At 61.5% G+C, this 23,141-nt stretch carries 21 protein-coding genes; 9 read left to right on the forward strand and 12 right to left on the reverse strand.

Annotated elements, in window-relative coordinates; all coding sequences use genetic code 11:
* Positions 1 to 4: 4 nt before the first annotated feature.
* Positions 5 to 1,294: an ATP-dependent RNA helicase RhlB gene (gene rhlB / locus AACQ43_RS21530; protein WP_011704129.1), complete on the reverse strand. Its 1,290-nt coding sequence runs from the start codon at positions 1,292 to 1,294 to the stop codon at positions 5 to 7.
* 113 nt (positions 1,295 to 1,407) lie between these two features.
* Here rhlB and trxA point away from each other — a divergent pair, with 113 nt between their 5' ends.
* The 5 genes from trxA to fre all read left to right on the forward strand — a co-directional run bounded on the left by trxA (position 1,408) and on the right by fre (position 6,688).
* Positions 1,408 to 1,734: a thioredoxin TrxA gene (trxA, locus tag AACQ43_RS21535; RefSeq protein ID WP_005307306.1), complete on the forward strand. Its 327-nt coding sequence runs from the start codon at positions 1,408 to 1,410 to the stop codon at positions 1,732 to 1,734.
* Between the two features lie 207 nt (positions 1,735 to 1,941).
* The gene (gene rho, locus AACQ43_RS21540; protein ID WP_005307308.1) at positions 1,942 to 3,207 is read left to right on the forward strand and encodes a transcription termination factor Rho; all 1,266 of its coding nucleotides are present in this window, start codon (positions 1,942 to 1,944) and stop codon (positions 3,205 to 3,207) included.
* 106 nt (positions 3,208 to 3,313) lie between these two features.
* Complete coding sequence (locus AACQ43_RS21545; RefSeq protein ID WP_168968661.1) at positions 3,314 to 4,321, forward strand: hypothetical protein; 1,008 nt, start codon at positions 3,314 to 3,316, stop codon at positions 4,319 to 4,321.
* A 30-nt stretch (positions 4,322 to 4,351) separates the two neighbouring features.
* Complete coding sequence (gene ubiD, locus AACQ43_RS21550) at positions 4,352 to 5,821, forward strand: 4-hydroxy-3-polyprenylbenzoate decarboxylase (protein WP_017410827.1); 1,470 nt, start codon at positions 4,352 to 4,354, stop codon at positions 5,819 to 5,821.
* 168 nt (positions 5,822 to 5,989) lie between these two features.
* On the forward strand, positions 5,990 to 6,688 hold the full coding sequence (fre, locus tag AACQ43_RS21555; RefSeq protein WP_168968662.1) for an NAD(P)H-flavin reductase: 699 nt from the start codon (positions 5,990 to 5,992) through the stop codon (positions 6,686 to 6,688).
* A 129-nt stretch (positions 6,689 to 6,817) separates the two neighbouring features.
* Here the strand turns inward: fre and ubiK are convergent, their stop codons facing one another.
* A complete protein-coding gene (gene ubiK, locus AACQ43_RS21560) occupies positions 6,818 to 7,075 on the reverse strand; it encodes a ubiquinone biosynthesis accessory factor UbiK (RefSeq protein ID WP_005307315.1) in 258 nt (85 codons plus the stop codon).
* Between the two features lie 301 nt (positions 7,076 to 7,376).
* Between ubiK and AACQ43_RS21565 the strand changes: the two genes are divergently transcribed.
* Positions 7,377 to 9,800 (forward strand): VolA/Pla-1 family phospholipase, encoded by a 2,424-nt coding sequence (locus AACQ43_RS21565; RefSeq protein ID WP_168968663.1) that lies wholly within the window; start codon positions 7,377 to 7,379, stop codon positions 9,798 to 9,800.
* 137 nt (positions 9,801 to 9,937) lie between these two features.
* On the opposite strand, the gene glpG is transcribed toward AACQ43_RS21565, so the two are convergent.
* Positions 9,938 to 10,771 carry a rhomboid family intramembrane serine protease GlpG gene (gene glpG, locus AACQ43_RS21570; RefSeq protein ID WP_168968664.1) on the reverse strand — a complete coding sequence of 278 codons (834 nt, stop codon included), beginning with the start codon at positions 10,769 to 10,771 and terminating at the stop codon, positions 9,938 to 9,940.
* The gene (glpE, locus tag AACQ43_RS21575; RefSeq protein WP_011704135.1) at positions 10,768 to 11,091 is read right to left on the reverse strand and encodes a thiosulfate sulfurtransferase GlpE; all 324 of its coding nucleotides are present in this window, start codon (positions 11,089 to 11,091) and stop codon (positions 10,768 to 10,770) included. The genes glpG and glpE overlap by 4 nt, the downstream gene beginning before the upstream one ends.
* Before the next feature lie 70 nt (positions 11,092 to 11,161).
* Between glpE and AACQ43_RS21580 the strand changes: the two genes are divergently transcribed.
* A complete protein-coding gene (locus AACQ43_RS21580; RefSeq protein ID WP_168968665.1) occupies positions 11,162 to 11,848 on the forward strand; it encodes a LysE family transporter in 687 nt (228 codons plus the stop codon).
* Here AACQ43_RS21580 and AACQ43_RS21585 read toward each other — a convergent pair.
* The 6 genes from AACQ43_RS21585 to AACQ43_RS21610 form a co-directional block, all read right to left on the reverse strand.
* Complete coding sequence (locus AACQ43_RS21585) at positions 11,845 to 12,678, reverse strand: AraC family transcriptional regulator (protein WP_168968666.1); 834 nt, start codon at positions 12,676 to 12,678, stop codon at positions 11,845 to 11,847. The two genes, AACQ43_RS21580 and AACQ43_RS21585, sit on opposite strands and share 4 nt — an antisense overlap.
* A 3-nt stretch (positions 12,679 to 12,681) precedes the next feature.
* Positions 12,682 to 13,383 carry an ABC transporter ATP-binding protein gene (locus AACQ43_RS21590; protein ID WP_011704138.1) on the reverse strand — a complete coding sequence of 234 codons (702 nt, stop codon included), beginning with the start codon at positions 13,381 to 13,383 and terminating at the stop codon, positions 12,682 to 12,684.
* Between the two features lie 10 nt (positions 13,384 to 13,393).
* A complete protein-coding gene (gene livG, locus AACQ43_RS21595; protein ID WP_024945484.1) occupies positions 13,394 to 14,167 on the reverse strand; it encodes a high-affinity branched-chain amino acid ABC transporter ATP-binding protein LivG in 774 nt (257 codons plus the stop codon).
* On the reverse strand, positions 14,164 to 15,432 hold the full coding sequence (locus AACQ43_RS21600) for a high-affinity branched-chain amino acid ABC transporter permease LivM (RefSeq protein WP_168968667.1): 1,269 nt from the start codon (positions 15,430 to 15,432) through the stop codon (positions 14,164 to 14,166). Before AACQ43_RS21600 ends, livG begins: the two co-directional genes overlap by 4 nt.
* A gap of 94 nt (positions 15,433 to 15,526) precedes the next feature.
* Positions 15,527 to 16,453, reverse strand: a complete 927-nt coding sequence (gene livH / locus AACQ43_RS21605; RefSeq protein WP_011704141.1) for a high-affinity branched-chain amino acid ABC transporter permease LivH — start codon at positions 16,451 to 16,453, stop codon at positions 15,527 to 15,529.
* 64 nt (positions 16,454 to 16,517) lie between these two features.
* A complete protein-coding gene (locus AACQ43_RS21610) occupies positions 16,518 to 17,639 on the reverse strand; it encodes a branched-chain amino acid ABC transporter substrate-binding protein (protein WP_016348967.1) in 1,122 nt (373 codons plus the stop codon).
* Positions 17,640 to 18,074: 435 nt separating this feature from the next.
* Between AACQ43_RS21610 and AACQ43_RS21615 the strand changes: the two genes are divergently transcribed.
* Positions 18,075 to 19,079: a substrate-binding domain-containing protein gene (locus tag AACQ43_RS21615; protein ID WP_073348574.1), complete on the forward strand. Its 1,005-nt coding sequence runs from the start codon at positions 18,075 to 18,077 to the stop codon at positions 19,077 to 19,079.
* Positions 19,080 to 19,148: 69 nt separating this feature from the next.
* Here the strand turns inward: AACQ43_RS21615 and AACQ43_RS21620 are convergent, their stop codons facing one another.
* Together AACQ43_RS21620 and AACQ43_RS21625 are read right to left on the reverse strand one after the other, a co-directional pair.
* A complete protein-coding gene (locus AACQ43_RS21620; protein WP_206540886.1) occupies positions 19,149 to 20,474 on the reverse strand; it encodes a 6-phospho-alpha-glucosidase in 1,326 nt (441 codons plus the stop codon).
* Positions 20,471 to 22,057: an alpha-glucoside-specific PTS transporter subunit IIBC gene (locus tag AACQ43_RS21625; protein WP_168968668.1), complete on the reverse strand. Its 1,587-nt coding sequence runs from the start codon at positions 22,055 to 22,057 to the stop codon at positions 20,471 to 20,473. Before AACQ43_RS21625 ends, AACQ43_RS21620 begins: the two co-directional genes overlap by 4 nt.
* Positions 22,058 to 22,341: 284 nt before the next feature.
* On the opposite strand from AACQ43_RS21625, the gene AACQ43_RS21630 reads away from it, so the two are divergent.
* A complete protein-coding gene (locus tag AACQ43_RS21630) occupies positions 22,342 to 23,049 on the forward strand; it encodes a GntR family transcriptional regulator (protein ID WP_044798810.1) in 708 nt (235 codons plus the stop codon).
* The last annotated feature ends 92 nt before the right edge of the window (positions 23,050 to 23,141 follow it).

The raw sequence follows: 23,141 nt of genomic DNA on the forward strand, positions 1-23,141 counted from the left end.
CCTTTCAGCTCTTGCGGGGCGGACGACGGCGGTTGTTGCTGTTGCCACCGCCCTGGCGATCGCGCATGTTGCGATTCACCGGCTGACGGTTGCGGAACACCCGCTTCGGTGCGGTCACGTCATCCAGCAGCGCCTCACGGTCATACTTGCTGACCGGGATCGGGTGGTGGATATACTCCTCGATGGCCGGCAGGTTGAAGGCATAGTCTTCACAGGCCAGGCTGATGGAGTGACCGCTCTTGCCGGCACGACCGGTACGACCGATGCGGTGTACGTAGTCTTCGGCGTCGTCGGGCAGGTCATAGTTGAAGACGTGGGTCACGTCCGGGATGTGCAGACCGCGGGCGGCCACGTCGGTGGCAACCAGAATGTCGACCGTGCCCTTGGTGAAGTCTTCCAGGATCTTCATCCGCTTCTTCTGCGGCACGTCACCGGTCAGCAGGCCGACACGGTGGCCGTCGTTCTCCAGCCAGGCATGAACGTCTTCACAGACGTGCTTGGTGTTGGCGAAGACAATGGCTTTCTCCGGCCACTCCTCTTCCATCAGGGAGAGCAGCAGCAACATCTTGTCTTCGTTGGAGGGGTAGAACAGCTCCTCCTTGATCCGCACGCCGGTCATCTGCTCCGGCTCGATCTGCACATGTTCCGGGTGGTTCATGTGTTCGTAAGCCAGCTCCTGCACCCGCAGGGAGAGGGTGGCGGAAAACAGCATGCTCAGACGCTCGGTGGCGGGCGGCATGCGGCGGAACAGGAAACGGATGTCCTTGATGAAGCCGAGATCGAACATGCGATCCGCTTCGTCCAGCACCACGACCTGAATGTTGCTCAGATCGATGACCTTGGACTTGAAATAGTCGATGATGCGGCCGGTGGTGCCGATCAGAATGTCGACCCCTTGCTCCAGCACGGCCAGCTGCTTGTCGTACCCTTCGCCACCGTAGGCGAGGCCGAGCTTGAGGCCGGTCGAGGCGGACATGCTCTCCGCGTCGTTGTAGATCTGGACCGCCAGCTCCCGGGTCGGGGCCATGATGATGGCGCGCGGCTGGTTGATGAGGCGCGGCTTGGTCAGCGGATGGGTCAACAAATAGTTGAAGGTGGCGGCCAGGAAGGCAAGGGTTTTGCCGGTCCCTGTCTGGGCCTGACCGGCGAGGTCATGACCTTCTACCAGCAGTGGCAGAGACAGTGCCTGGATGGGGGTGCAATAGTGAAATCCCTTTGATTCCAGACCAGCCAGAACTTCGGGTTCGAGGCCCATTTGGGCGAATTTGTCGGTCGTTAAATGTGTTTTGCTCATGGCGGTAGGTTATCAGGTTAGGCTTGCAATAATAAACAGGATCATTTCAAATAGGGCAACTATTGCCTTTGTTGATACGTCAATAAAGCCTTAATTACTGACTGGAGTTGGAGATGAGTGACAAGATTGTTCAGCTGAGCGATGCCAGCTTCGAGGCAGATGTAATCAAAGCCGATGGCGCCGTTCTGGTCGACTTCTGGGCCGAATGGTGTGGTCCGTGCAAGATGATTGCCCCGATCCTGAACGAAGTCGCCCAAGAGTATGCCGGTCGCGTGACCGTGGCGAAATTGAACATCGACCATAACGCCGACACTCCGCCCAAGTATGGCATTCGTGGTATTCCGACCCTCTTGCTGTTCAAGAATGGCGAAGTGGCAGCGACCAAGGTCGGTGCCCTGTCCAAGACTCAGCTGAAAGAGTTTCTGGACGGTAACCTGTAATAATCAAAGAGGAGCGCATTGCAATAATGCGCTCCTTCTGTTTTATCACCTAGACGCTCACCCCGATTGGTGCTAATTTATCGCTCGTTTGCTAACCTTTTTGCCTGACTCTTTGCTCACACATCAGCCTGGCAAATCAAATCCGATCAGCATCAATCCAGCAGACTGTCTCCTCATTTCAATCCTTGCTTACAGACTTTCACCACTATGAATCTGACTGAATTAAAGAACACTCCTGTGTCCGAGCTGGTACAGCTTGGCGAATCCATGGGGTTGGAAAATCTGGCTCGGGCGCACAAGAAAGACATTATTTTCGCGATCCTCAAGGCGCACGCCAAGGGTGGCGAGGATATCTTTGGCGACGGTGTGCTGGAAATCCTGACCGATGGTTTCGGCTTCCTGCGTAGTGCAGACGGCTCCTACTTGGCCGGCCCGGACGACATCTATGTCTCCCCGAGCCAGATCCGCCGTTTCAACCTGCGCACCGGCGATACCATCTCCGGCAAGATCCGGCCGCCGAAAGAGGGCGAACGTTACTTCGCGCTGCTCAAGGTCAACGAGGTCAACTACGACCGTCCGGAAAACTCCCGCAACAAGATCCTGTTTGAAAACCTCACTCCGCTGCACGCCAACGAGCGTCTGCGCATGGAGCGTGGCAACGGTTCCACCGAAGACATCACCGCCCGCGTACTGGATCTGGCTTCCCCGATCGGTAAAGGCCAGCGCGGCCTCATCGTGGCACCGCCCAAGGCCGGTAAGACCATGCTGCTGCAGAACATCGCTCAGAGCATCGCCTACAACCACCCTGACTGCGAACTGATCGTCCTGCTGATCGACGAGCGTCCCGAGGAAGTAACCGAGATGCAGCGCATGGTGAAGGGTGAAGTGATCGCTTCCACCTTCGACGAGCCGGCTTCCCGTCACGTCCAGGTCGCCGAAATGGTGATCGAGAAGGCCAAGCGCCTGGTCGAGCACAAGAAGGACGTGGTGATCCTGCTGGACTCCATCACCCGTCTGGCCCGTGCCTACAACACCGTTATCCCGTCATCCGGCAAGGTACTGACCGGTGGTGTGGACGCCAACGCCCTGCACCGTCCGAAGCGTTTCTTCGGTGCCGCGCGCAATGTCGAAGAGGGTGGCAGCCTGACCATCATCGCCACCGCGCTGATCGATACCGGCTCCAAGATGGATGAAGTCATCTACGAAGAGTTCAAGGGTACCGGCAACATGGAACTGCACCTCTCGCGCAAGATTGCCGAGAAGCGCGTCTACCCGGCCATCGACATCACTCGCTCCGGCACCCGCAAGGAAGAGCTGCTGACCACCGGCGACGAGCTGCAAAAGATGTGGATCCTGCGCAAGATTGTGCACCCGATGGGCGAGATCGACGGCATCGAGTTCCTGATCGACAAGTTGGCCATGACCAAGACCAACGACGAGTTCTTCGACGCCATGCGGCGCCAGCAGAAGTAACCGACTCGAAAATCATCAAACCGCGGCCCAGGTCGCGGTTTTTGTTTATCTATTTTGCGGTCGCCTGAGTAGTATGAAACCTCGATGTCACAAGGATAGGGACGTCATGAAGCATGTACTCCTGATATTGCTGAGCTGGCTGCTGGTGCTGCCGGTCGGGGCTGCCGAGACGCAGTCGCCCCGGACGGCACTGGTGGCCGATGAGGGGCTGCAGGGTCACCTCGACTATCTGACCGGCCGGCTGCAGCTGGGGCAGTTTGCCGCCATCGACACCCTGCTGGACTCCCTTGCCGTGGGGCAGCGGGAGTATCTGTTGTGCCAGCTGCTTGCCACCCTCAATAGTCAACCCAGGGCCACCAGTCCACAACTGCTGGCCTGGGTGCGTGCCCAGTCGTTCAAGGCCCCCAGCTGGCTGGTGGAAAAAGAGGTGGACGGCTTTCTGGTGCAGCAACCCGCCTACGACTTTGCCGCCGCCGCGCGGCAGGTGTTGAGCCGTTGGCAACAGCAGGCCTGGCAGGACAACTATCGCCAGCAGCTGGAAGAGGGCACGTTCGAGTTCAAGCAGATCTACAACAGCCGCAATCCTGATCTGGCCCAGCAGCAGCAGGCGCTGCTGACCGTACTCGATCGGCAGCCGCTCCCGCTCCTGCAACGGGAGGCGCACACGCTGGCCGCCATGAGCATCTTCCTGCCCGACAACCGGCTGCTGCGGCTGCTGGCCGAGCGTACCGGCGACAGCACCCTCTATCAGAAGCTGTGGCATCAACCGGTGGATCACGACAGCGTGGCCGCGCTCGCCAGCGTGAGCCGTTTTCATCAGGGCCAGGCGGCCAGCGATCTGCTGATTGCCGCCAGTCGCAATGCCCGTCTCAAGCTGCCCGCTCTGCAGCAACTCAGTCAACTTTCGCCGCTGCCGGACACGGCCCAGCAGTTCCTGCTGGCGGAGCTCGGCAATCGCCAATACAGCGGTCAGGTGGCCAGCCTGCTGCTGCAGATGGACGAACCCAGGCTGCTGGCTCAGCTTGCCGATCGGCTGACCCGGCAGGAAAAGCGCCATGCAAGTCCGGTGATGCTGCCCGATTCGGGTACACCCGCCGCCCGCCCAGGGTTATAATGCGGCATCGCCTGAACACAGGGTACCTGCATGAAATACAAGGATTTGCGTGATTTCATCGCGCAGCTGGAACAAAGCGGACAACTCAAGCGCATCAGTCGCGAGATAGACCCCTATCTGGAGATGACCGAGATCAGCGACCGCACCCTGCGGGCGGGCGGCCCTGCCCTGCTGTTCGAAAACCCCAAGGGTTACGCCATGCCGGTGCTGACCAACCTGTTCGGCACCCCGGATCGGGTCGCCATGGGCATGGGCCAGCCCAACGTGGCCGCCCTGCGCCAAGTGGGGATCTGGCTCTCCTACCTGAAGGAGCCGGAGCCGCCCCGCGGCTTCAAGGAGCTGATGGAGAAGCTGCCGATCTTCAAGCAGGTGCTCAACATGCCGACCAAGCGGCTCTCCTCTGCCCCCTGTCAGCAGCGGGTGCTGGAGGGAGAGGCGGTCGATCTGGACCAGATCCCGATCCAGCATTGCTGGCCTGGCGACGTGGCCCCGCTGGTGACCTGGGGTCTGACCATCACCCGCGGCCCCTACAAGAAGCGGCAGAACCTCGGCATCTATCGCCAGCAGAAGATCGGTAAGAACAAGCTGATCATGCGCTGGCTGGATCATCGCGGCGGTGCCATCGATTTTCGCGAGTGGCAGGAGGCCCACCCGGGTGAGCGCTTCCCGGTGGTGGTGGCGCTCGGTGCCGATCCGGCGACCATCCTCGGCGCGGTGACACCGGTGCCGGATACCCTCTCCGAATACGCCTTTGCCGGTCTGCTGCGGGGCAGCCGCACCGAGGTGGTGAAAGCCATCAGCTGCGATCTGGAGGTGCCCGCCAGCGCCGAGATCGTGCTGGAAGGCTATCTGGAGCCGGGCGAGATGGCCCCCGAAGGGCCTTATGGCGATCACACCGGCTACTACAACGAGGTGGACGAGTTCCCGGTCTTTACCATCACCCACATGACGATGCGCAAGGATGCCATCTATCACAGCACCTACACCGGTCGTCCGCCCGATGAGCCGGCGGTGCTCGGGGTGGCGCTCAACGAGGTGTTCGTGCCGCTGTTGCAGAAGCAGTTCCCCGAGATCGTGGACTTCTACCTGCCGCCGGAGGGGTGCTCCTATCGGATGGCGGTGGTGACCATCAAGAAGCGCTACCCGGGCCACGCCAAGCGGGTGATGCTGGGGGTCTGGTCCTTCCTGCGCCAGTTCATGTACACCAAGTTCGTGATCGTCTGCGACGACGACATCAACGCCCGCGACTGGAAGGACGTGATCTGGGCCATCACCACCCGGATGGACCCGGCTCGCGACACTACCCTGATCGAGCACACTCCCATCGACTACCTGGACTTCGCCTCGCCGGTCTCCGGGCTCGGCTCCAAGATGGGGCTGGATGCCACCAACAAGTGGCCGGGGGAGACCAATCGCGAGTGGGGCCAGCCCATCGTCCAGGACGAGGCGGTGAAGCAGAAGATCGACGCCCTCTGGGACGAGCTGAACATTCTCGGCTGAAGACCGGCGGCAGGCCCGACGGGCCATGCCGCCTGGCCGGGATGCAAAAGATTGATGCCATTTGAGCTGAATTGGGTATGCTCGACTGACCTGACCACTTTGCTGGTCGCCAGTCCACAGTGAATCAAGAGCGAAAGCGGGCCGAGCGAGCCCGTCACAAGGATAAGAATGCAACGTATCAAGTGCCGCGTAGAGGAACTGCGCGAATATGTCGACACCATCTGGCACGTGGCCCTGACGCCGCTGCAAGAGGTCAGCTTCAAGCCGGGCCAGTATCTGCTGGTGGTGATGAGCGATTCGGACAAGCGTCCCTTCTCCATCGCCAACTCGCCGACCCGTCCGGGCATGCTGGAGCTGCAGATCGGCGCCACCCCGGAAAACGCCTATGCCGGCCAGGTGCTGGCCCGCATGCGCGAGCAGGGGGAGATCGAGATTGAACTGGCGGCGGGCAAGGCCTTCCTGCGGGAAGAGTCACCCCGGCCGCTGATCCTGATGGCGGGCGGCACCGGTTTCTCCTATGCCCGCTCCATTCTGGAATACCTGATCGATACCGGCAGCAAGCGCCCGGTGTTCTTGTACTGGGGCGTGCGCCAGGCGCACTGGCTCTACGAGCAGGAGCAGATGCAGCAGTGGGAGCGCGACTACGCCCCGCTCACTTTCATCCCGGTGGTACAGGAGCCGGAAGCGGACTGGACCGGCAAGACCGGGATGGTGCACAAGGCCATCATGGATGACTTCGTCAGCCTGCACGACTACGACATCTATGTCGCCGGTCGTTTCGAGATGGCAGGCGCGGCGCGGGAGGAGTTCAAGATCCTGGGCGCCGAGCCAGAGCGCATCTTCGGCGACGCCTACGAATTCATCTGAGTTCGGCATGAGGCCGGTCCCATCGCGTGACCGAGGAGGCCTCGCTGAGCCAGCCTGCTGCTTGCCCTGCGGCAGGCCAGAAACAACAAACCCCAGCCTGGCTGGGGTTTGCTTTATGGGCGACCTGCGTTATTCGCCCTTGGCGCCGAGCTGCTGCTCGAGCTGGGCCAGCTTGGCCTCGAGCGCAGTCAGCTTCTCGCGGGTGCGCAGCAGCACCTTGGTCTGTACGTCAAACTCTTCGCGACTGACCAGATCCAGCTTGCCCAGCTGGGACTGCAGCACCTGACGGATCTTCTTCTCTACCTCTTCACCCATGCTGCGAATGCCGGGCGGCAGGGAGTTGTGCACCTGTTTGGCGATCTCTTCCAGTTTCTTCGGGTCGATCATGTGGTTCTCCTTAAGCAATGCGCCATTCTACCGGCAATTGATCCGCTTTGCCGAGATCGAGGGTCGCTTTTTGCCAGCAGCCATAGGGGCAGTCGCTGGTCGGGTCTGGTATTCGGGATGAAGCTGTTAACCTATCGAGTCCCGTTTCTATTCCAATTCCTTGATGCTGTACACAAAAAAAGCAGATCAGATGACCGACCAGAGGCTTAATAATTGTTGCGTTGCTGTTAAGATGTACCGGTCGGGTTCTCACCCAACTCAGTCAGCATTTCATGGATAACAACTAAAAAGAGATAAGGATATGAAAAAGAAGCTAATTTATGCCGCGGTTGTCAGTGCTATGCTGGCTGGCTGTGGTGGCAGTGACGATAACAAAGGCGACACCTCCAGCTATCTCGACTATCTGTTGACCGGTTCCAACGCCGTGCGCCCCAGTGCTCTGGCAGCCCGGGCCAGCGATGGCACCCTGAAATTCTCTACCGAAACGGCAGATCTCTCCAACCCGGTCTCGGCCATGTCGACCCTGGATGGCTGGTCCACGACCCAGGCTATCCAGATTGTGCCCGTGACGTCATCCGGCATCCAGGTGCAGGCCCCGGCCGCGGCGGAGTTTGCCGCCTCGGTCGCGCCGCTCTACCTGCTGGAACTGAGCTTTGACAGCGCCGCCCTGCGCCCGAACGGCGTGAAGAAGGTGCTGACCTACGGGGTGGACTTCGTGGTGGCCGCTGCGGCTGGCAAGCTGAACCTGGTGCCGCTCAAGCCGCTGAATCCCTCCTCCTACTACATGATCGTGGCCACCGACTCCCTCAAGGACAGCAGCGGCAACGCGGTCAAGGCCGGCAACGACTACGGCAACTACAAGAACAACGTCGGCAGCAATGCCCAGGAGCAGACCATCAACGGTCTGATCGCCCTGCAGGAAGGCCTGTTCAAGGCTGCCACCGGCGTCTCCACCGATCACGTCATCTTCTCCGACTGGTTCGGTACCCAGTCCGGTGCCGACGTGCTGGTGGCGGTGAAAGGCGCTGCGGCGTCCGTGCTGAAGAGCCCGACCCTGGATGCGGCCGCCCTGTGGAAGCACGATGCCAAGGGCAACACCAGCCTGCCGGGCACCTATACTCTGGCCGTGACCGGCAGCAACCCCTTCCTGACCCAGCTGGACGACGAACAGTTCCTGCCACAGGAGCAGAAAGATGCGATTGCCGCTGCTGTTTCCGCCAACCCAACCTTGAACTATGTTGCCGGCATCACCAATGTCTATACCGGTACCGTCAAGCTGCCTTACTTCCTCTCCTCGCCGGCCACCGCCGGTTCCTGGGACAAGGCCAAGACCCAGTCCTGGCACGGTGCCATCCCCAGCCTGTATGCCATCGCCAATGCCCTGAAAGCGTCCGACAGCGAAGTGATCGCCGGGCTGGTGGGTGCGGGTGTGGACCCGGCCCTGCTGGCGACGCTGATTGCCGATCCGACCCGTCAGGCCGAGCTGCTGGCCGAGGCGAGCAAGCTGATCGGGGTGACCCTCACCTCCGGCGGCAAGCCGCTGGATGCCGAGCAGAACATTGGTCGCTTCAACCCGCTGCCCAAGCTGGAAGAGGTACAGTCGGTGCCGATGCGGATCTTCGCTGCGACAGCAGACTTGAAGACCATCACGGATGTCATCATCTATCAACACGGCGTCACCTCGGTGAAAGAGAACGCCTATGCGCTGGCGCTGGGTCAGATTGGTGCAGGGTTGCAGGCCCCAACACCTAAGAATGTTGCCGTTGTGGTGATCGATCACCCGCTGCACGGCGAGCGCGGCTTCGCCCTGAGCGGCAGCATGGCGACCGTGACCACCTCCGAAAATCCGACCCCGTATCTGAACCTGAGCTACCTGACCGTGGCCCGCGACAACCTGAAACAGAGCGTGGCGGATCTGCTGGGCCTGCGTCTGGCGGTCGGTCTGGCCAATGCCAAGGGGGCTCTGGGCGTGGCTGGCGTCAAGGTGCACTTCCTGGGCCACTCCCTGGGTGCCATCTCCGGTACCAACCTGCTGGCGGTTGCCAACCAGCCCATCGGCAATGCGCAGGCGGATGCCCTGTTCAAGTTCGACACCGGCGGCCTGGCCATGCCGGGTGGCGGCATCGCGCCGCTGCTGCTGAACTCGCCGACCTTCGGTCCGACCATCAAGATGGGCGTGTTGACCAGTGGCAGTGCCGAGCTGAAAGCCGGCTTCACCGCCTACGCGCCCAACTGCAAGACTGCGGTGCCGACCTGCTTCGTCAACGAGTTCCTGCCAAGCCTGAGCACCACCCAGCAGGCGGCGGCGGCCAGCACGTTGCAGAGCTACAGCTTCGCGGCCCAGTCGGTGCTGGATTCGGCTGACCCGATCAACCTCGGCCGCGGCATCCAGAGCAGCTTCCCGCTGTTCGCCACCGAAATCGTCGGCGATGGCGCGCTGAGCCTGTCTGACCAGGTGATCCCGAACAGCATCGCCTCTGCTCCGCTGGGTGGTACCGAGCCGCTGTTCAAGGTGCTGGCTCTGCAGCCGCTGACCGCCACCGGTGCGGCCAGCCACAACGCGGCCCGCTTCGTGGCCGGTGGCCACAGCTCGCTGCTGGCGCCGGACGAGAACTTCGACCCGAGCGGCGATGTGACCACCGAGATGCAGTCCCAGTTCGCCAGCTTCTTCATGAGCGGCGGCACTGCGGTCAAGGTGACCGACAGCAGCCTGCTCAAGCAGTAAGTCAGTCGGCCAATAAAAACGCCGCCCCTCGGGGCGGCGTTTTGTTTTCCAGCATCGCGCTTGTCGCTGGTTCAGGTTGGCCTGGTTGGTGACCGCTCTGGTTGCCGAGCAGCTTGCTGCACCTCGATGACCACCACTCAGGCGGGCTGGTGGTGTCTGTCGAACCAGCCTTGCAGCAGCCCGACCAGCAGACCGGCCAGGTGAGCCATGTTGGCGGTGCGGGTGCCGAGCAGATCGAAGAAGCCGAGTGCCAGCCAGAACAGCATGAAGCCCATCAGCGCCGGTGGCAGGGTGAGGCCGCAGGCCGGCTGCAACTTGCTGCGCAGCCAGCAGTAGCCGAGCAGGGCATAGACCACCCCGGAGAGGCCGCCAAACAGCGGGCCGCTGGCGAAGAACTCGGCCAGGTTGGGCAGGGCGGCGCCTACCAGCAGCAGGATCAGCAGCTTGCCGCTGCCGAGCCGTTGTTCGATCTGGCCCCCCAGATACCACCACCACAGCAGGTTGAACACCAGATGCAGCACCGAGAAGTGGATGAAGGCCGGAGTGAAGTAGCGCCACGCCTGCCAGTCGGTGAACTGGGCCAGGGTCGGGTGGAAGGCCAGCTCATCGAAGATCGGCAGGCCGATGGCATCGAGTCCGTAGATGGCCAGACAGGCGATGATCACCACCAGGGTCAGCGGCCCGGCCTGATGCAGGAAGTCGGTGACCGGGTCGGTCATCCCCTTGCTGTAGTCGATGCGGGCATCGGCCCGGCCGGATTGCCAGGAGGCTTCCATGTAGCGGGGGTGGGTCGGCTCGGCCAGGAAGCGTTTCACCTCCAGCTGGGCCTGAGCGAGGCGCTGTTCGTCCGCCAGCCAGACCGAGACGCCAAGCTCGGACTGGGTCAGTTCGCATGAGATGCCGAGGGTGGAGAGATAGTCCACCAGCGCCTGGGCCATGCGGGCATTGTCGAGCACCAGCAGCTGGATCATGCGTCGCCCGCCTGGATCGGGAACTCCCTGCGCCACGCCTCGAAGCCGCCATCCAGGCTGTAGACTTCATCGTACCCCTGTTGCAGCAGGTACTGGGCGGCACCCTGGCTGCTGTTGCCGTGATAGCACATCACGATCACCGGGGTATCGAAGTCCACCTCGTTCATGAAACGCACCAGGGTGCCGTTGGTGAGGTGGAAGGCGCCGACCGCGTGGGCCGTCTCGAACGACTGGGGGTCGCGAATATCCACGAGGCGGGCTGCACCGGCGGCAAGCTTCTGGTGGGCATCATGGGCACTGATATGGGCAAACTGGTCCATTAACATGTCCTGCGAATAGGTGATTGAGGGTCAGTTTACCGCAAGCGGGGGCCGGCGCTAAGCCCGCAATGTGTCCGGTTATTGCCGTGACCGATCGCAATTTCCTTCAATACCGGGGGCGGGGTGCCGGCTAGGCTGGGGGCTCCTTTTGCTGCTACGAGCGTTATTCATGGAGACGAGTCTGCTGTTATCCATGGCCGGGTTTGCCCTGGCCATGTCCATCACCCCGGGGCCGGTCAATCTGGTCGCCCTCGGCAGCGGCGCCAGGCACGGCTTTGCGGCCAGCCTGCGCCATGTGGTCGGGGCCACCCTGGGGTTCATTCTGTTGCTGCTGTTGATGGGACTGGGGCTGGGTGCCACCCTGCTGCAATGGCCGCTGGCGGCGGAGGTACTGCGCTGGGCCGGGGTGATCTTTCTCGGCTGGATGGCCTGGCAGCTGCTGGTGGACAGCGGCCGGGTGGAGGGGGTCGACGGGGTGGCACCCTCCTTCTGGTACGGGGCACTGATGCAGTGGCTCAACCCCAAGGCCTGGCTCGCCGCCAGCATGGGGATGGGCGCCTATGGCAGTGCGGGCGGGGTGGGGCAGGTGGCCCTGTTCAGCGGCCTCTATCTGGTCATCTGTCTCGGCTCCATCGCCTGCTGGGCCTATGCCGGCAGTCGCCTGCAGGGGTTGCTGCTCGCGCCGCAGCGGCTGCGCTGGTTCAACCGGGCGATGGCGCTGTTGTTGCTGCTCTGCGCCGCCTATCTGGTGCGCTAGCCTTGCCGGATCAGCTGATTGCGGTAGTGACCCGGGGTGGCGGCCACCCGCCGCTTGAACTGGCGCTGGAAGTGGGCCTGATCTGCAAAACCGCTGGCCAGCGCCACCTCCGCCAGTGGCTCTCCCCGCCTGAGCAGGGTACGGGCATGGCGGATGCGTTGATCGAGCAGGTAGGCGTGGGGCGTCATGCCGTAATGGCGGCTGAAGCTGCGCACGAAATGGGAGGGGGTGAGCCCTGCCACTGTACTCAATTGCGCGAGGGTGAGGGGGCTGCTGCAGTCGTCCTGCATCAGTTCGGCGGCCCGCTGCAGGTGCTGCGGCGGCCGATCGTCCCAGCTGGCCGGGGTGAGCCTGGCCAGCAACTGGCGACTGAACTGGTGGCAGGCCACCTCGCGCGCGAGCGGCTCCGGCTCTTGCCACAGCTGCCGATGGAGCCAGCACAGCCCTTGGTAGAGCTGGGGATCCCGGCTTGCGGTCATGTCGAAGGGACGAAACGCGTTGCCCAGACCCGCCTCTTCCTGCTGGCGCTGCAGCCAGCCGGTATCGAGGTAGAACATCAGATAGGACCAGGGCTCATCCGCAACGGGGTTGCAGGCGTGCACCTCTTCCGGATTCATCAGCACCAGATGGCCGCGGCCGACCTCCTGCCGGCTGCGCTGATTGAGGTAGTGGCTGTGGCCGCCGGTGATGGCGCCGATGGAGAAGTGGGGGTGGCTGTGTTTGTCGTAGCAGACGCGGCGGCCATCCTGCACCGCCCGCGCCTCAATGAAAGGCAGGGCCGGATCGTGCCAGAAACTGTGGTGATCCGGCGCCGTGTCGGCCCTGCTCATGGGTCAGCCGCCGAGATAGGCCTGGCGGACGGCCGGGTTGGCCAACAGGGCCGCCCCTGTGTCCTGCAGTACCACGTGGCCGTTTTCCAGCACATAGCCGCGATCGGCCAGCTTGAGCGCCTGGTTGGCGTTCTGCTCCACCAGGAAGATGGTCATGCCGTCGCGGCGCAGCTGCTCTATGGTGTCGAAGATCTGCTGGATGACGATGGGGGCCAGCCCCAGCGAGGGTTCATCCAGCAGCAACAGGCGCGGTTTGCTCATCAGGGCGCGGCCGATGGCCAGCATCTGCTGCTCGCCGCCGGACATGGTGCCGGCGCGCTGCTCCAATCGCTCGTGCAGGCGGGGGAACAGGGTGAAAATCTGATCCAGCAGCCCGCGCTGCTCGGCCTTGTCGACGAAGAAGGCCCCCATCAGCAGGTTCTCCTCCACCGTCAGGCGAGCGAAGATGCGGCGCCCCTCCGGCACCACGGCGATGTCTTTACGCATGATGCGGGCGGTGGAGAGCGAGTCTATCTGTTCTCCCTCAAACCAGATGGAGCCGCTGCTGGGCTTGGGCTCGCCGCACAGGGTCATCAGCAAGGTGGTCTTGCCGGCACCGTTGGCGCCGATCAGGGTGACGATTTCCCCCTCTTTTACCTGGACGCTGACGTCGTGCAGCGCCTGAATTTTGCCGTAATGGGTCGATACGTTGCGAAGTTCTAACATCTTTTTGTCCTTACGACTCGCCCAGATAGGCCTTGATCACTGCCGGATTGCTGCGGATTTCGTCCGGCTTGCCGTGGGCCAGCGGGGTGCCCTGGTTGACCACGAAGATGCGGTTGGAGATCTCCATCACCAGCTTCATGTCGTGTTCGATCAGCAGCACCGAGACCCCGAACTCGTCCCGCAGGTTGGAGATGAGCTCGTTCAGCTCGTCGGTCTCGTGCGGGTTGAGGCCGGCGGCCGGCTCGTCCAGCATCAGCAGCTCGGGCCGGGTCGCCATGCAGCGGGCAATCTCGAGCCGGCGCTGCTGGCCATAAGCCAGGTTGCCGGCGGCGCGGTTGGCGAGATCCTTGAGCCCCACCTTCTCCAGCCAGAAGGCGGACTGCTCCAGCCCCTCCCGTTCGGCGCGGCGAAAGGCCGGGGTCTTGAACAGTCCGGCCAGAAAGCCGGTGTTGAGGTGCCTGTGCTGGGCTACCAGCAGGTTTTCCACCGCCGTCATGTCCTTGAACAGTCGCACGTGCTGAAAGGTGCGCACTATCCCCTTGCGGGCGATGAGGTGGCCGGGCAGCCCCTGGATCTCCTCACCCTTGTAGCGGATGATGCCGCCGCTCGGGCGGTAGAAGCCGGTCAGGCAGTTGAAGACGGTGGTCTTGCCCGCCCCGTTGGGACCTATGATGGAGATCACCTCCCCCTTGTCCACGTCCAGCTTGACCCCGTTGACGGCCAGCAACCCTCCGAAGCGCATCGACAGATCAGAGACTTCCATTAACTTCTGATGCGTACTCATTTTTTCAACTCCAGATGCGGACGGGTCATCGGCAGCAATCCCTGTGGCCGCCAGATCATCATGAACACCATCAAGAGACCGAACATCAGCATGCGGTACTCGTTGAACTCGCGCGCCAGCTCAGGCAGCACCGTCATCACGATGGCGGCCAGCACCACTCCGATCTGGGAGCCCATGCCGCCCAGCACCACGATGGCGAGCACGATGGCCGACTCGATGAAGACAAAGGACTCCGGACTGATGAAGCCCTGGCGCGAGGCGAAGAAGCTGCCGGCGAAGCCTGCAAAACAGGCGCCAATGGTGAAGGCGGTCAGCTTGATGATGGTGGGGTTGAGCCCCAGCGACTTGCAGGCGATCTCGTCTTCCCGCAATGCCTCCCAGGCGCGGCCGAGCGGCATGCGCAGCAGGCGGTTGATGACGAACAGGGTGGCGATCACCAGCACCAGCGCCATCAGGTAGAGGAAGATCACCTTGTGGTTGGCGTTATAGGCGATGCCGAAGAAGTTGTGGAAGGTATCAAAGCCGCCATCCTTGACGGTGCGGTTGAACTCCAGGCCGCCCAGGGTCGGTTTGGGAATGCCGGAGATGCCGTTCGGGCCGCCGGTCAGGCTGGTCATGTTGTTGAGCAGAATCCGGATGATCTCGCCAAAGCCCAGGGTGACGATGGCCAGATAATCCCCCCGCAGTCGCAGCACCGGGAAGCCGAGCAGGAAGCCGAAGGTGGCCGCCGTCAGCCCGGCGATGGGCAGACACTCCCAGAAGCTGAGCCCGAAGTAGCTGTTGAGCAGGGCATAGCTGTAGGCGCCGACCGCGTAGAAGCCGACATAGCCGAGATCCAGCAGGCCGGCGAGGCCGACCACCACGTTCAGGCCCAGCCCCAGCATGATATAGATGAGGGCCAGGGTGGCCAGATCGATGGCACCGCGCGAGGCCATGAAGGGCCAGCTCACCGCAAACAGCAGCACCAGCACGGCGGTGAGGTTATAGAGCTTGGGAGCCTCTTCGGGGCTCGGCAGCACCAGCTTGGTGAAGCCGACCGAGAAGCCGCTGATGGAGGCCTGAAACAGCCGGCTTATCTGGCCGCGCAGCATCTGGAACCAGAACACCAGGGTGGCGCCGCCCAGCAGCCAGGCCAGCGACACGTCGAGCCGGCTGGTTACCAGCAGGCGAGTACCGTCGGTTTCGAGCTTGAAGCCGAGCAGCCAGAAGGAGAGCACCAGCAGCACCAGGCTGGCGATGCAGGCATGAATGAATTGTTTTTTCATACCTTTTCGACCTCCGGGCGACCCAGGATGCTGTATATGGACATGAACAGCAGCATCAGACAGGTGATAGGTGCATGAATGAATTGATGTTGCATCATACCTTCTCCACCTCCGGACGGCCGAGAATACCGGTCGGCATGAACAGCAGCACGCCGATCAGCAGGGCAAAGGCCATCACATCCTTGTATTCGGTGCTGAGGTAGCCGGCGGTGAGCGCCTCGACCACGCCGAGCAGCAGGCCGCCCAGCACGGCGCCGGGAATGCTGCCAATACCGCCCAGTACCGCTGCGGTGAAGGCTTTTAGCCCGGCCATGAAGCCGAGGTAGGGGTTGATGACGCCGTAATACATGCCGAGCAGCACGCCGGCGACGGCGGCCAGGGTCGCCCCCAGCACGAAGGTGATGGAGATGACCACGTGGGTGTCTATCCCCAGCAGGTTGGCCATCTTGATGTCTTCTGAACAGGCGCGGCAGGCGCGGCCCATGCGGGAGCGACCGATGAACTGGGTCAGCGCCAACATGGTGATGAAGGTCACCACGAAGATGATGAGTTGCATCCAGGAGAGGCTGGCCTGGAAGCCGTCGGCTTCACCCAGGGTCCAGCCGCCGGAGATCAGGGTGGGCATGGCGATGTCGCGCGAGCCCTGGGCCATCCGCATCATGTTCTGCAGGAAGATCGACATGCCGATGGCGGAGATGAGGGGGATCAGCCGGTTGCCGCCCCGCAGCGGGCGGTAGGCGACCCGCTCTATGGTCCAACCATAGGTGCCGGTGATGACGATGCTGACCAGGAAGGCGCCCCCCAGCAGCAGAAAGGTGCTGTCGATGCCCATCATCATGAGCCCCGCCATCACCATGAAAGCGACATAGGAGCCGATCATGTAGACCTCGCCGTGGGCGAAGTTGATCATGCCGATGATGCCATAGACCATGGTGTAGCCGATGGCGATCAACGCATAGGTGCTGCCTATGGTTAACCCGTTCAGCAACTGCTGAACCAGGTAAAGGAAGTGTTCGGACATACTGCGTTCCCTGTACTTGCCCGCAAAGAAAGGAGGGGTGACTCATGTCACCCCGACCGGCAGATTATTTGACTTGAGTGGAGGTACCGTCGGCGTGCCACTGGAACACACCGAATTCAAAGCCTTTCAGGTCGCCACTCGGCGCCCAGCTCAGGGTGCCCATGACGGTATCGATCGGTGCGGCCTTGATGGCGGCAGCCACGGCAGCCGGGTCATCCTCACCCGCCTTGGCGATACCGGCAGCCAGGGTTTGTACCGCGGCATAGGTGGTCCACACGAACGGACCGGAGGAGTCCTGGCCCTTGGCCTTGAACGCGGCAACCAACGGGGCGTTGGCCGGCACCAGGTCATATTTGTTCGGCAGGGTCACCAGCAGGCCTTCGGAGGCCGGACCGCCGATGGCGGAGATATCCTTGTTGCCGACCCCTTCCGGACCCATGAACTTGGCCTTGAGCCCCTTCTCGCCAGCCTGACGCAGGATCAGACCCAGCTCGGGGTGATAGCCGCCGTAGTAGACGAAGTCGACGTTCTCTTTCTGCAGCTTGGCGATCAGGGCGGAGAAGTCCTTGTCGCCGGCGGTGATGCCTTCAAACGCCACCACCTTGACGCCGGCCTTGTCCAGCGCCGCTTTCACGCTGGAGGCAATGCCTTCGCCGTACTGTTTCTTGTCGTGGATGACGGCCACGCGCTTGGGCTTGACCTGCTCGATGATGTACTTGGCGGCGGTCGGCCCCTGGTCGCTGTCCAGGCCGATGGTACGCAGCACCAGCTGATAGCCGCGCTCGGTGATCTTGGGGTTGGTGGAGGCCGGGGTGACCATCAGCACGCCTTCATCTTCATAGATGTCGGAAGCGGGCAGGGTGTTGTCGGAGCAAAGGTGGCCTACCACGAACTTGACGCCGTCGTTGATCACCTTGTTGGCGACCGCCACGGCCTGCTTGGGATCGCAGGCGTCGTCATAGATGACGGCTTCGATCTGCTTGCCCTTGATGCCACCGGCCTTGTTGATCTGCTCGACCGCCATCTTGCCGCCGGTGAACTGCATGTCGCCGTATTGGGCGACCGGGCCGGTGACCGGACCGGCGATGCCGATCTTGATGGTGTCCGCCGCGTGGACCAGTGATACCGATCCGAACAGGGCCATAGAAACCGCTGTCCTGACTGCCATTTTGCTCAACTTATTCATCGATTCGTCCCTTAATCAGTGGATTGTTTCATTTTCCGTGTGCCATTCCGAACCGTGATCCCGCCAGTCCGGCAATAGGTATGGTTCTATCATTCCTCGCTGGGCAATAACAAGCTGTTAAAGATACTAACCAGAGAGGGTGGAATAGTGCTTTTTTGAAACAAATAACCAATATTGAAATTTGATTTAGATATTGATGCTAAATGTGTTGATTAACATCTTCTCAACAAGGTGTTCTTTCGATAAATGATAGATGAAAAAACTGACGATATTTTACCCTGACACTGCTCCCATTTTGACCAAAATCCGTTTGCGCAAATAGAAATGAGCGCCTAGATTAGCCAGCATTGACAATTCATTGGCAGTGCTCGTTAAAACCAAGCCTTTATTCGGGAAATCTGCTAATGTTCCGCCTTTGATCTTCAGGAGACAGAGATGGCCACTATCAAGGATGTCGCCTCCCGCGCAGGCGTATCCATCTCCACCGTCTCACATGTACTCAATCACACCCGTCGGGTCAGCGAAGACGCAACCCAAAAAGTGCTTGAGGCGGTGGCAGAACTCAACTACGCGCCCAACTCGGTAGCGCGCAGCCTCAAGATAAACTCGACCAAGACCATCGGCATGCTGGTGACCACCAGTGCCAACCCCTTCTTTGCGGAAGTGGTGCAAGGGGTGGAGGCGTACTGCTTCGAGCAGGGCTACAGCCTGATCCTCTGCAACACCGAGAACCAGCCGCCCCGTCAGCAGCACTACCTGCGCATGCTGATGGAGAAGCGGGTCGACGGCCTGTTGGTGTTGGGAACCGATATCGACACCCAGTTCAGGGACATGCTGCGTATCCACAAAAATGTGCCGCAGGTGGTGCTGGACTGGGGCAATGAGTGCGATTTCGCCAACGTGATCAACGATAACGCCCGCATCGGCGCGCGTCTGGCGGTGCGCCATCTGCTGGAGCAGGGTCACCGCGACATCGTCTGCATCACCGGCCATCTCGCCAAGCCTACTACCCAGCAGCGGCTGGACGGGGTGCGCGATGCCCTGGCCGAACAAGGGTTGACCCTGAAAGACGAGCAGATCTTCGAAGGGGATTACGAGAGCCAGAGCGGATTCGATGCCATGCAGCGGATCCTGGCCCTCAAGCCGCGACCGACCGCGGTATTCGCCTTTGACGATCCCATGGCGATCGGCGCCATCTGCGCCGCCTGGGAAGCCGGGGTCAAGGTGCCGGACGACATCTCCATGATCGGTTATGACGACGTGGAGATGGCGCGCTTCTCCAGCCCGCCGCTGACCACCATCCGCCACCCCAAGGCCGAGCTCGGCCTGTTGGCGGTGCAGCAGCTGGTGAGCCGGATCCGCAACAAGGAGCTGGAGGTCGAGTCGATGACGGTCCAGCCGGAGCTGATCGTCCGCCGCTCGGTCAAGTCCCTGCGCTGATCGCGCCACGGCAGCGCCATCAACAAGAAAACCCCCTCGCCAGCGAGGGGGTTTTTGTTTGGCCCGCGTTTATTGCAAGGGCGGCCAGTACTCTTTGTTGGCGGCGATCAGGTCGTCCAGGATGGCTTTGGCCACCGAGGCGCTCGGCACCGTCTTGGAGAGGGTGATTGCCTGCCACAGTTTCTGATAGGAGCGCTCGATCCACGCCTCCACCACCAGCTTCTCGACGGCCACCTGCTGACCCATCATGCCCTGCTGGAACAGCGGGATGTTGCCCACCTGCAGTGGCTCGGGGCCGCTGCTGCCCACCAGGCAGGGGATCTCGACCATGGCCTCCGGGTCGAAGTTGGGGATGGCACCCCGGTTCGGCACGATCAGCAGCATCCGCTCCTGGGTGTTGAAGGCGATGGCGGTGGCCAGATCCACTATGTAGGAGGCGTGCTCGTCGATCTCCAGCTCGCCGGCCGCGGCGTTGCCGGCTGCCACGATGGCGCGGCAGGCGCTGAACACGTGCTTCTCGCGGTGCTCCATCACCTCGTTGGCACGGGTGTGCTCCGGATTGGAGTGGGCCACCACATAGTCCGGGTAGAGGTAGTATTTCAGATAGGTGTTGGGCAGGGTGTCAGGATCAAGGGCCCACACGTCCCTGGCCTTGGCGAAGGTGTCGTTCCAGCTGGCCTCGGCGTGGCCGGCCTGCTTGGGCACATAGCCGTGTTTGGCCACGTGGGCCTTGATAGCCGGCATCAGGTCGTTGCCCGCCAGATCCTCGATGCGGGTCCACCAGCCGAAGTGGTTGAGACCGTAGTAGCGTACCCGCATCTCCTTACGTGACGGCAGGCCGGCGATCTGGGCCATCCGCCCTTCGATACCGATGGGCATGTCGCAGATGTTGAGGATCCTGGCGTGGGGGCGCAGGCGACGGGTCGCCTCGGCCACGATGGCGGCCGGGTTGGAGTAGTTCAGCATCCAGGCATCTGGCGAGTACTGCTCCATGTAGTCGACCAGCTCCAGCACGCCGCCGATGGAGCGCATGCCGTAGGCGATGCCGCCCGGGCCGCAGGTCTCCTGACCGACCACGCCATGGCGCAGCGGGATCTTCTCGTCCAGCTCGCGCATGGGGTACTTGCCGACCCGAATGTGGGCCATCACGAAGTCCACCCCGCTGAAGGCCGCCTTGGGGTCGGTGCCATAGCTGAAGGCGATATCCGGGGCCTGCTCCCGCAGCAGGACGCGGCAGGCTTCGGCGATCACCTCCTGGCGGGCGCCATCGTTGTCGTAGAACTTGATCTCCCGCAGCGGGAAGCGGTGCTGGTTCTCCAGCAGCATGAGAACGATGCCCGGGGTAAAGGTGCTGCCACCGCCGGCAATGACGACAGAGAATTTTTTCATGATCATGACTCCGTTACGAAAGAAGAGGAGGAGGGGTTGTTCATCAGGCTCTCCATGTTTTCCCTCAGCTGGGGGACATGCAGACCGATAATGATCTGGATGCTGTCACCGTGGCGGACCACGCCGTGGGCACCCAATTGTTTGAAAGCATCATCCGGTGCCGCCAGGCTCGCATCGCGTAGCGATATGCGCAGCCGGGTGGCGCAGTTGTTCAGACTGTTGATATTTTCCGCGCCACCGAGCGCCGCCAGAATATGGCCGGCAATATCATGGCCACGCTGTTTTTTGGCGGCCTGATAATCAGCCTTGGAATACAGTTTTATTTCGCTTTCATCCCGCCCAGGGGTTTTCAAATTGAATTTCAGAATGAGCGTGCGGAATATCAGGAACCAGATCCCGGTAAAGGTCAGGCCGATGGCAATCTGGGTAAACATCATGCCGGCGTGATTGTGGAACATGGGGATCCAGTTCTGCGGCAGGAACTGGTCGAGCAGACCCCCGCCCATGTTGCCGACGACCCCGAACAGGTACATCACGGTCGCCATGGTGGCCGCCAGCAGGGCATGGATGGCGAACAGCAGGGGCGAGATGAAGAGGAAGGTGAACTCGAGCGGCTCGGTGATCCCCACCAGCATGGCGGTCAGGGTCGCCGGGATCAGCAGGCCGGCCACCTTGGCCTTGTTCTCTTTGGCGGCGGTGGCGTAGATGGCGAGCGCAATCCCCATGGCCCCGAAGATCTTGGAGTTGCCGTGCAGGGCGAAGCCGCCCTGGGGGAACAGCTCGATCAGCGGCCGGGTGCTCTGGCTGAACTCCAGCATGTGCTGGGCCCAGTAGAGCTGGATACCGCCTTCCACCGCGGCCGGGCCGAAGATGAAGGGGCCGTAGATGAAGTGGTGCAGGCCGGTCGGGATCAGAATCCGCTCGAGGAAGGTGTAAACCCAGACGCCGAGCGGGCCGGAGACCAGCATGAACTCCTGCAGGGAGGCGATGCCCATCTGTACCTTGGGCCAGCCCAGCAGGGTCAACCAGGCGCAGGGGATCATCACGAAGAAGGCGACGATAGTGACGAACGAGCTGCCTTGGAAGATGCCGAGAAAGACCGGCAGCTGCCGGTCGAACAGCCGGTTGTGCAGGGCGGTGACGATGCCGGAGATGGCGATGGCTCCTATGATGCTGGTGTCCAGGGTCTTGATGCCGGCCACCATGGCCAGCCCGCTCTCGCCACCCACCGTCTGGTTGAAGTCGACCCCGAAATAGTCGCCCCAGGTCATCCCCATGGCATTGATGAAGTAGTTCCAGGTCATGAAGCTGACCAGCACGGAGAGGCAGGCGCGGGCCTGAGCCTTATTTGCCAGCCCGATCGGCAGGCCGATGGCAAATATCAGCGGCATATTTCGAAATACCGTCCAGCCACCCTCTTCAATAATATGAACTATTTGAAAAAACAGTCCCTGAGGATTGGCCAGCGTCTCTCCCACGAACATGGGATTTTTCAGCATGATTGCAATGCCTACCACCATACCTGCGAATGGAAACAGTAATACAGGCGTAAACATTGCCCCGCCAAAACGTTGAATTTGACTGAGCATATAGCGTCCCTTTTTATTAGAGAATTGTCTGACTGCTGTTGTCGTGTTGCTGAATTGAACCTAACAACAAGCGATCAGGCCCTCATGAAATATGTGGTGGTTATGTGATCCGGCGCATGCACTTATTTAGACAAAGAGATCTAAATTTTGCGATATTGTTGTACGTCTTGTTTTTGTGACGTTTTTATCGGGTTATTTGAATTTAAAGTTGTTTATTTTCAGATGGTTGAAATAAAGGCGAGCAAATGGGTCGCCACCTCGGTTGGGTGAAGAGAGGTCTAGCAGTGATCTACAAATCGGTGGCGGATCGGTTGCGTATCAGGGTCAACGGGGCGGATTGCCGGGTGGGGGATGTCCTGCCGAGCGAGAAAACCCTGGCGAGTCAGTTCGGGGTATCGCGGATGACGGTGCGCAAGGCGGTGGACATGCTGATCGAGTGGGGGCTGGTGGAGCGGCGCCACGGCAGCGGCACCTACGTGACCAAGAAGGACGTGCAGCACGAGACCAAGGGGCTGAGCGGTTTCACCGAGTTGATGCGTGAACAGGGCCGCACCCTGACCAGCGAGGTGCTGGAGTTTCGCACCATGCCGGCCCCGCCCGCCATCGCCAGCCAGCTCAGGATTAAGGTGAACGAGCCGGTCTACTTCTCCAACCGGGTGCGCTCGGTGGACGGCCGGGCCCTGCTGGTGGAGGAGAGCTACATGCCGGTGCGGCTGTTTCGCACCCTCTCGGTGGCCCATCTGGAGGGATCCAAGTTCGCCTACATCGAGAACGAGTGCCAGCTCCCCATCGCCGGCAACTACGAGAGCTTCAGCGCCGTGCTGGCCGACCGGCGCATGGCCGAGCTGTTGCATATCGAGCAGGGGGCGCCCATCCTGCGGCTCACCTCGCTCTCCTACGGTGAGAACGGCGAGTTTCTCAACTACTCCATCATGTTCCGCAATGCCAACGACTATCACGTCGACTACCACCTGCGCCGCGCCCGTGGCTAGCCTGCCCCCACCTTGTTGCGTATGCAAACCCCCTCGCCAGCGAGGGGGTTTTTGTTTGATGGGTCTGGGGTTGGCACATCAGTTCGAGTCGG

Origin of the sequence: Aeromonas sp. DNRA1 (genome assembly GCF_963888745.1) — a bacterium.
Classification (GTDB): Bacteria; Pseudomonadota; Gammaproteobacteria; order Enterobacterales; family Aeromonadaceae; genus Aeromonas; species Aeromonas hydrophila.

Coding starts and splice junctions, on each gene's coding strand:
- rhlB (WP_011704129.1), bottom strand. CDS start 1,294: ATGAGCAAAACACATTTAACGACCGACAAATTCGCCCAAATGGGCCTC.
- trxA (WP_005307306.1), top strand. CDS start 1,408: ATGAGTGACAAGATTGTTCAGCTGAGCGATGCCAGCTTCGAGGCAGAT.
- rho (WP_005307308.1), top strand. CDS start 1,942: ATGAATCTGACTGAATTAAAGAACACTCCTGTGTCCGAGCTGGTACAG.
- AACQ43_RS21545 (WP_168968661.1), top strand. CDS start 3,314: ATGAAGCATGTACTCCTGATATTGCTGAGCTGGCTGCTGGTGCTGCCG.
- ubiD (WP_017410827.1), top strand. CDS start 4,352: ATGAAATACAAGGATTTGCGTGATTTCATCGCGCAGCTGGAACAAAGC.
- fre (WP_168968662.1), top strand. CDS start 5,990: ATGCAACGTATCAAGTGCCGCGTAGAGGAACTGCGCGAATATGTCGAC.
- ubiK (WP_005307315.1), bottom strand. CDS start 7,075: ATGATCGACCCGAAGAAACTGGAAGAGATCGCCAAACAGGTGCACAAC.
- AACQ43_RS21565 (WP_168968663.1), top strand. CDS start 7,377: ATGAAAAAGAAGCTAATTTATGCCGCGGTTGTCAGTGCTATGCTGGCT.
- glpG (WP_168968664.1), bottom strand. CDS start 10,771: ATGATCCAGCTGCTGGTGCTCGACAATGCCCGCATGGCCCAGGCGCTG.
- glpE (WP_011704135.1), bottom strand. CDS start 11,091: ATGGACCAGTTTGCCCATATCAGTGCCCATGATGCCCACCAGAAGCTT.
- AACQ43_RS21585 (WP_168968666.1), bottom strand. CDS start 12,678: ATGAGCAGGGCCGACACGGCGCCGGATCACCACAGTTTCTGGCACGAT.
- AACQ43_RS21590 (WP_011704138.1), bottom strand. CDS start 13,383: ATGTTAGAACTTCGCAACGTATCGACCCATTACGGCAAAATTCAGGCG.
- livG (WP_024945484.1), bottom strand. CDS start 14,167: ATGAGTACGCATCAGAAGTTAATGGAAGTCTCTGATCTGTCGATGCGC.
- AACQ43_RS21600 (WP_168968667.1), bottom strand. CDS start 15,432: ATGAAAAAACAATTCATTCATGCCTGCATCGCCAGCCTGGTGCTGCTG.
- livH (WP_011704141.1), bottom strand. CDS start 16,453: ATGTCCGAACACTTCCTTTACCTGGTTCAGCAGTTGCTGAACGGGTTA.
- AACQ43_RS21610 (WP_016348967.1), bottom strand. CDS start 17,639: ATGAATAAGTTGAGCAAAATGGCAGTCAGGACAGCGGTTTCTATGGCC.
- AACQ43_RS21615 (WP_073348574.1), top strand. CDS start 18,075: ATGGCCACTATCAAGGATGTCGCCTCCCGCGCAGGCGTATCCATCTCC.
- AACQ43_RS21620 (WP_206540886.1), bottom strand. CDS start 20,474: ATGATCATGAAAAAATTCTCTGTCGTCATTGCCGGCGGTGGCAGCACC.
- AACQ43_RS21625 (WP_168968668.1), bottom strand. CDS start 22,057: ATGCTCAGTCAAATTCAACGTTTTGGCGGGGCAATGTTTACGCCTGTA.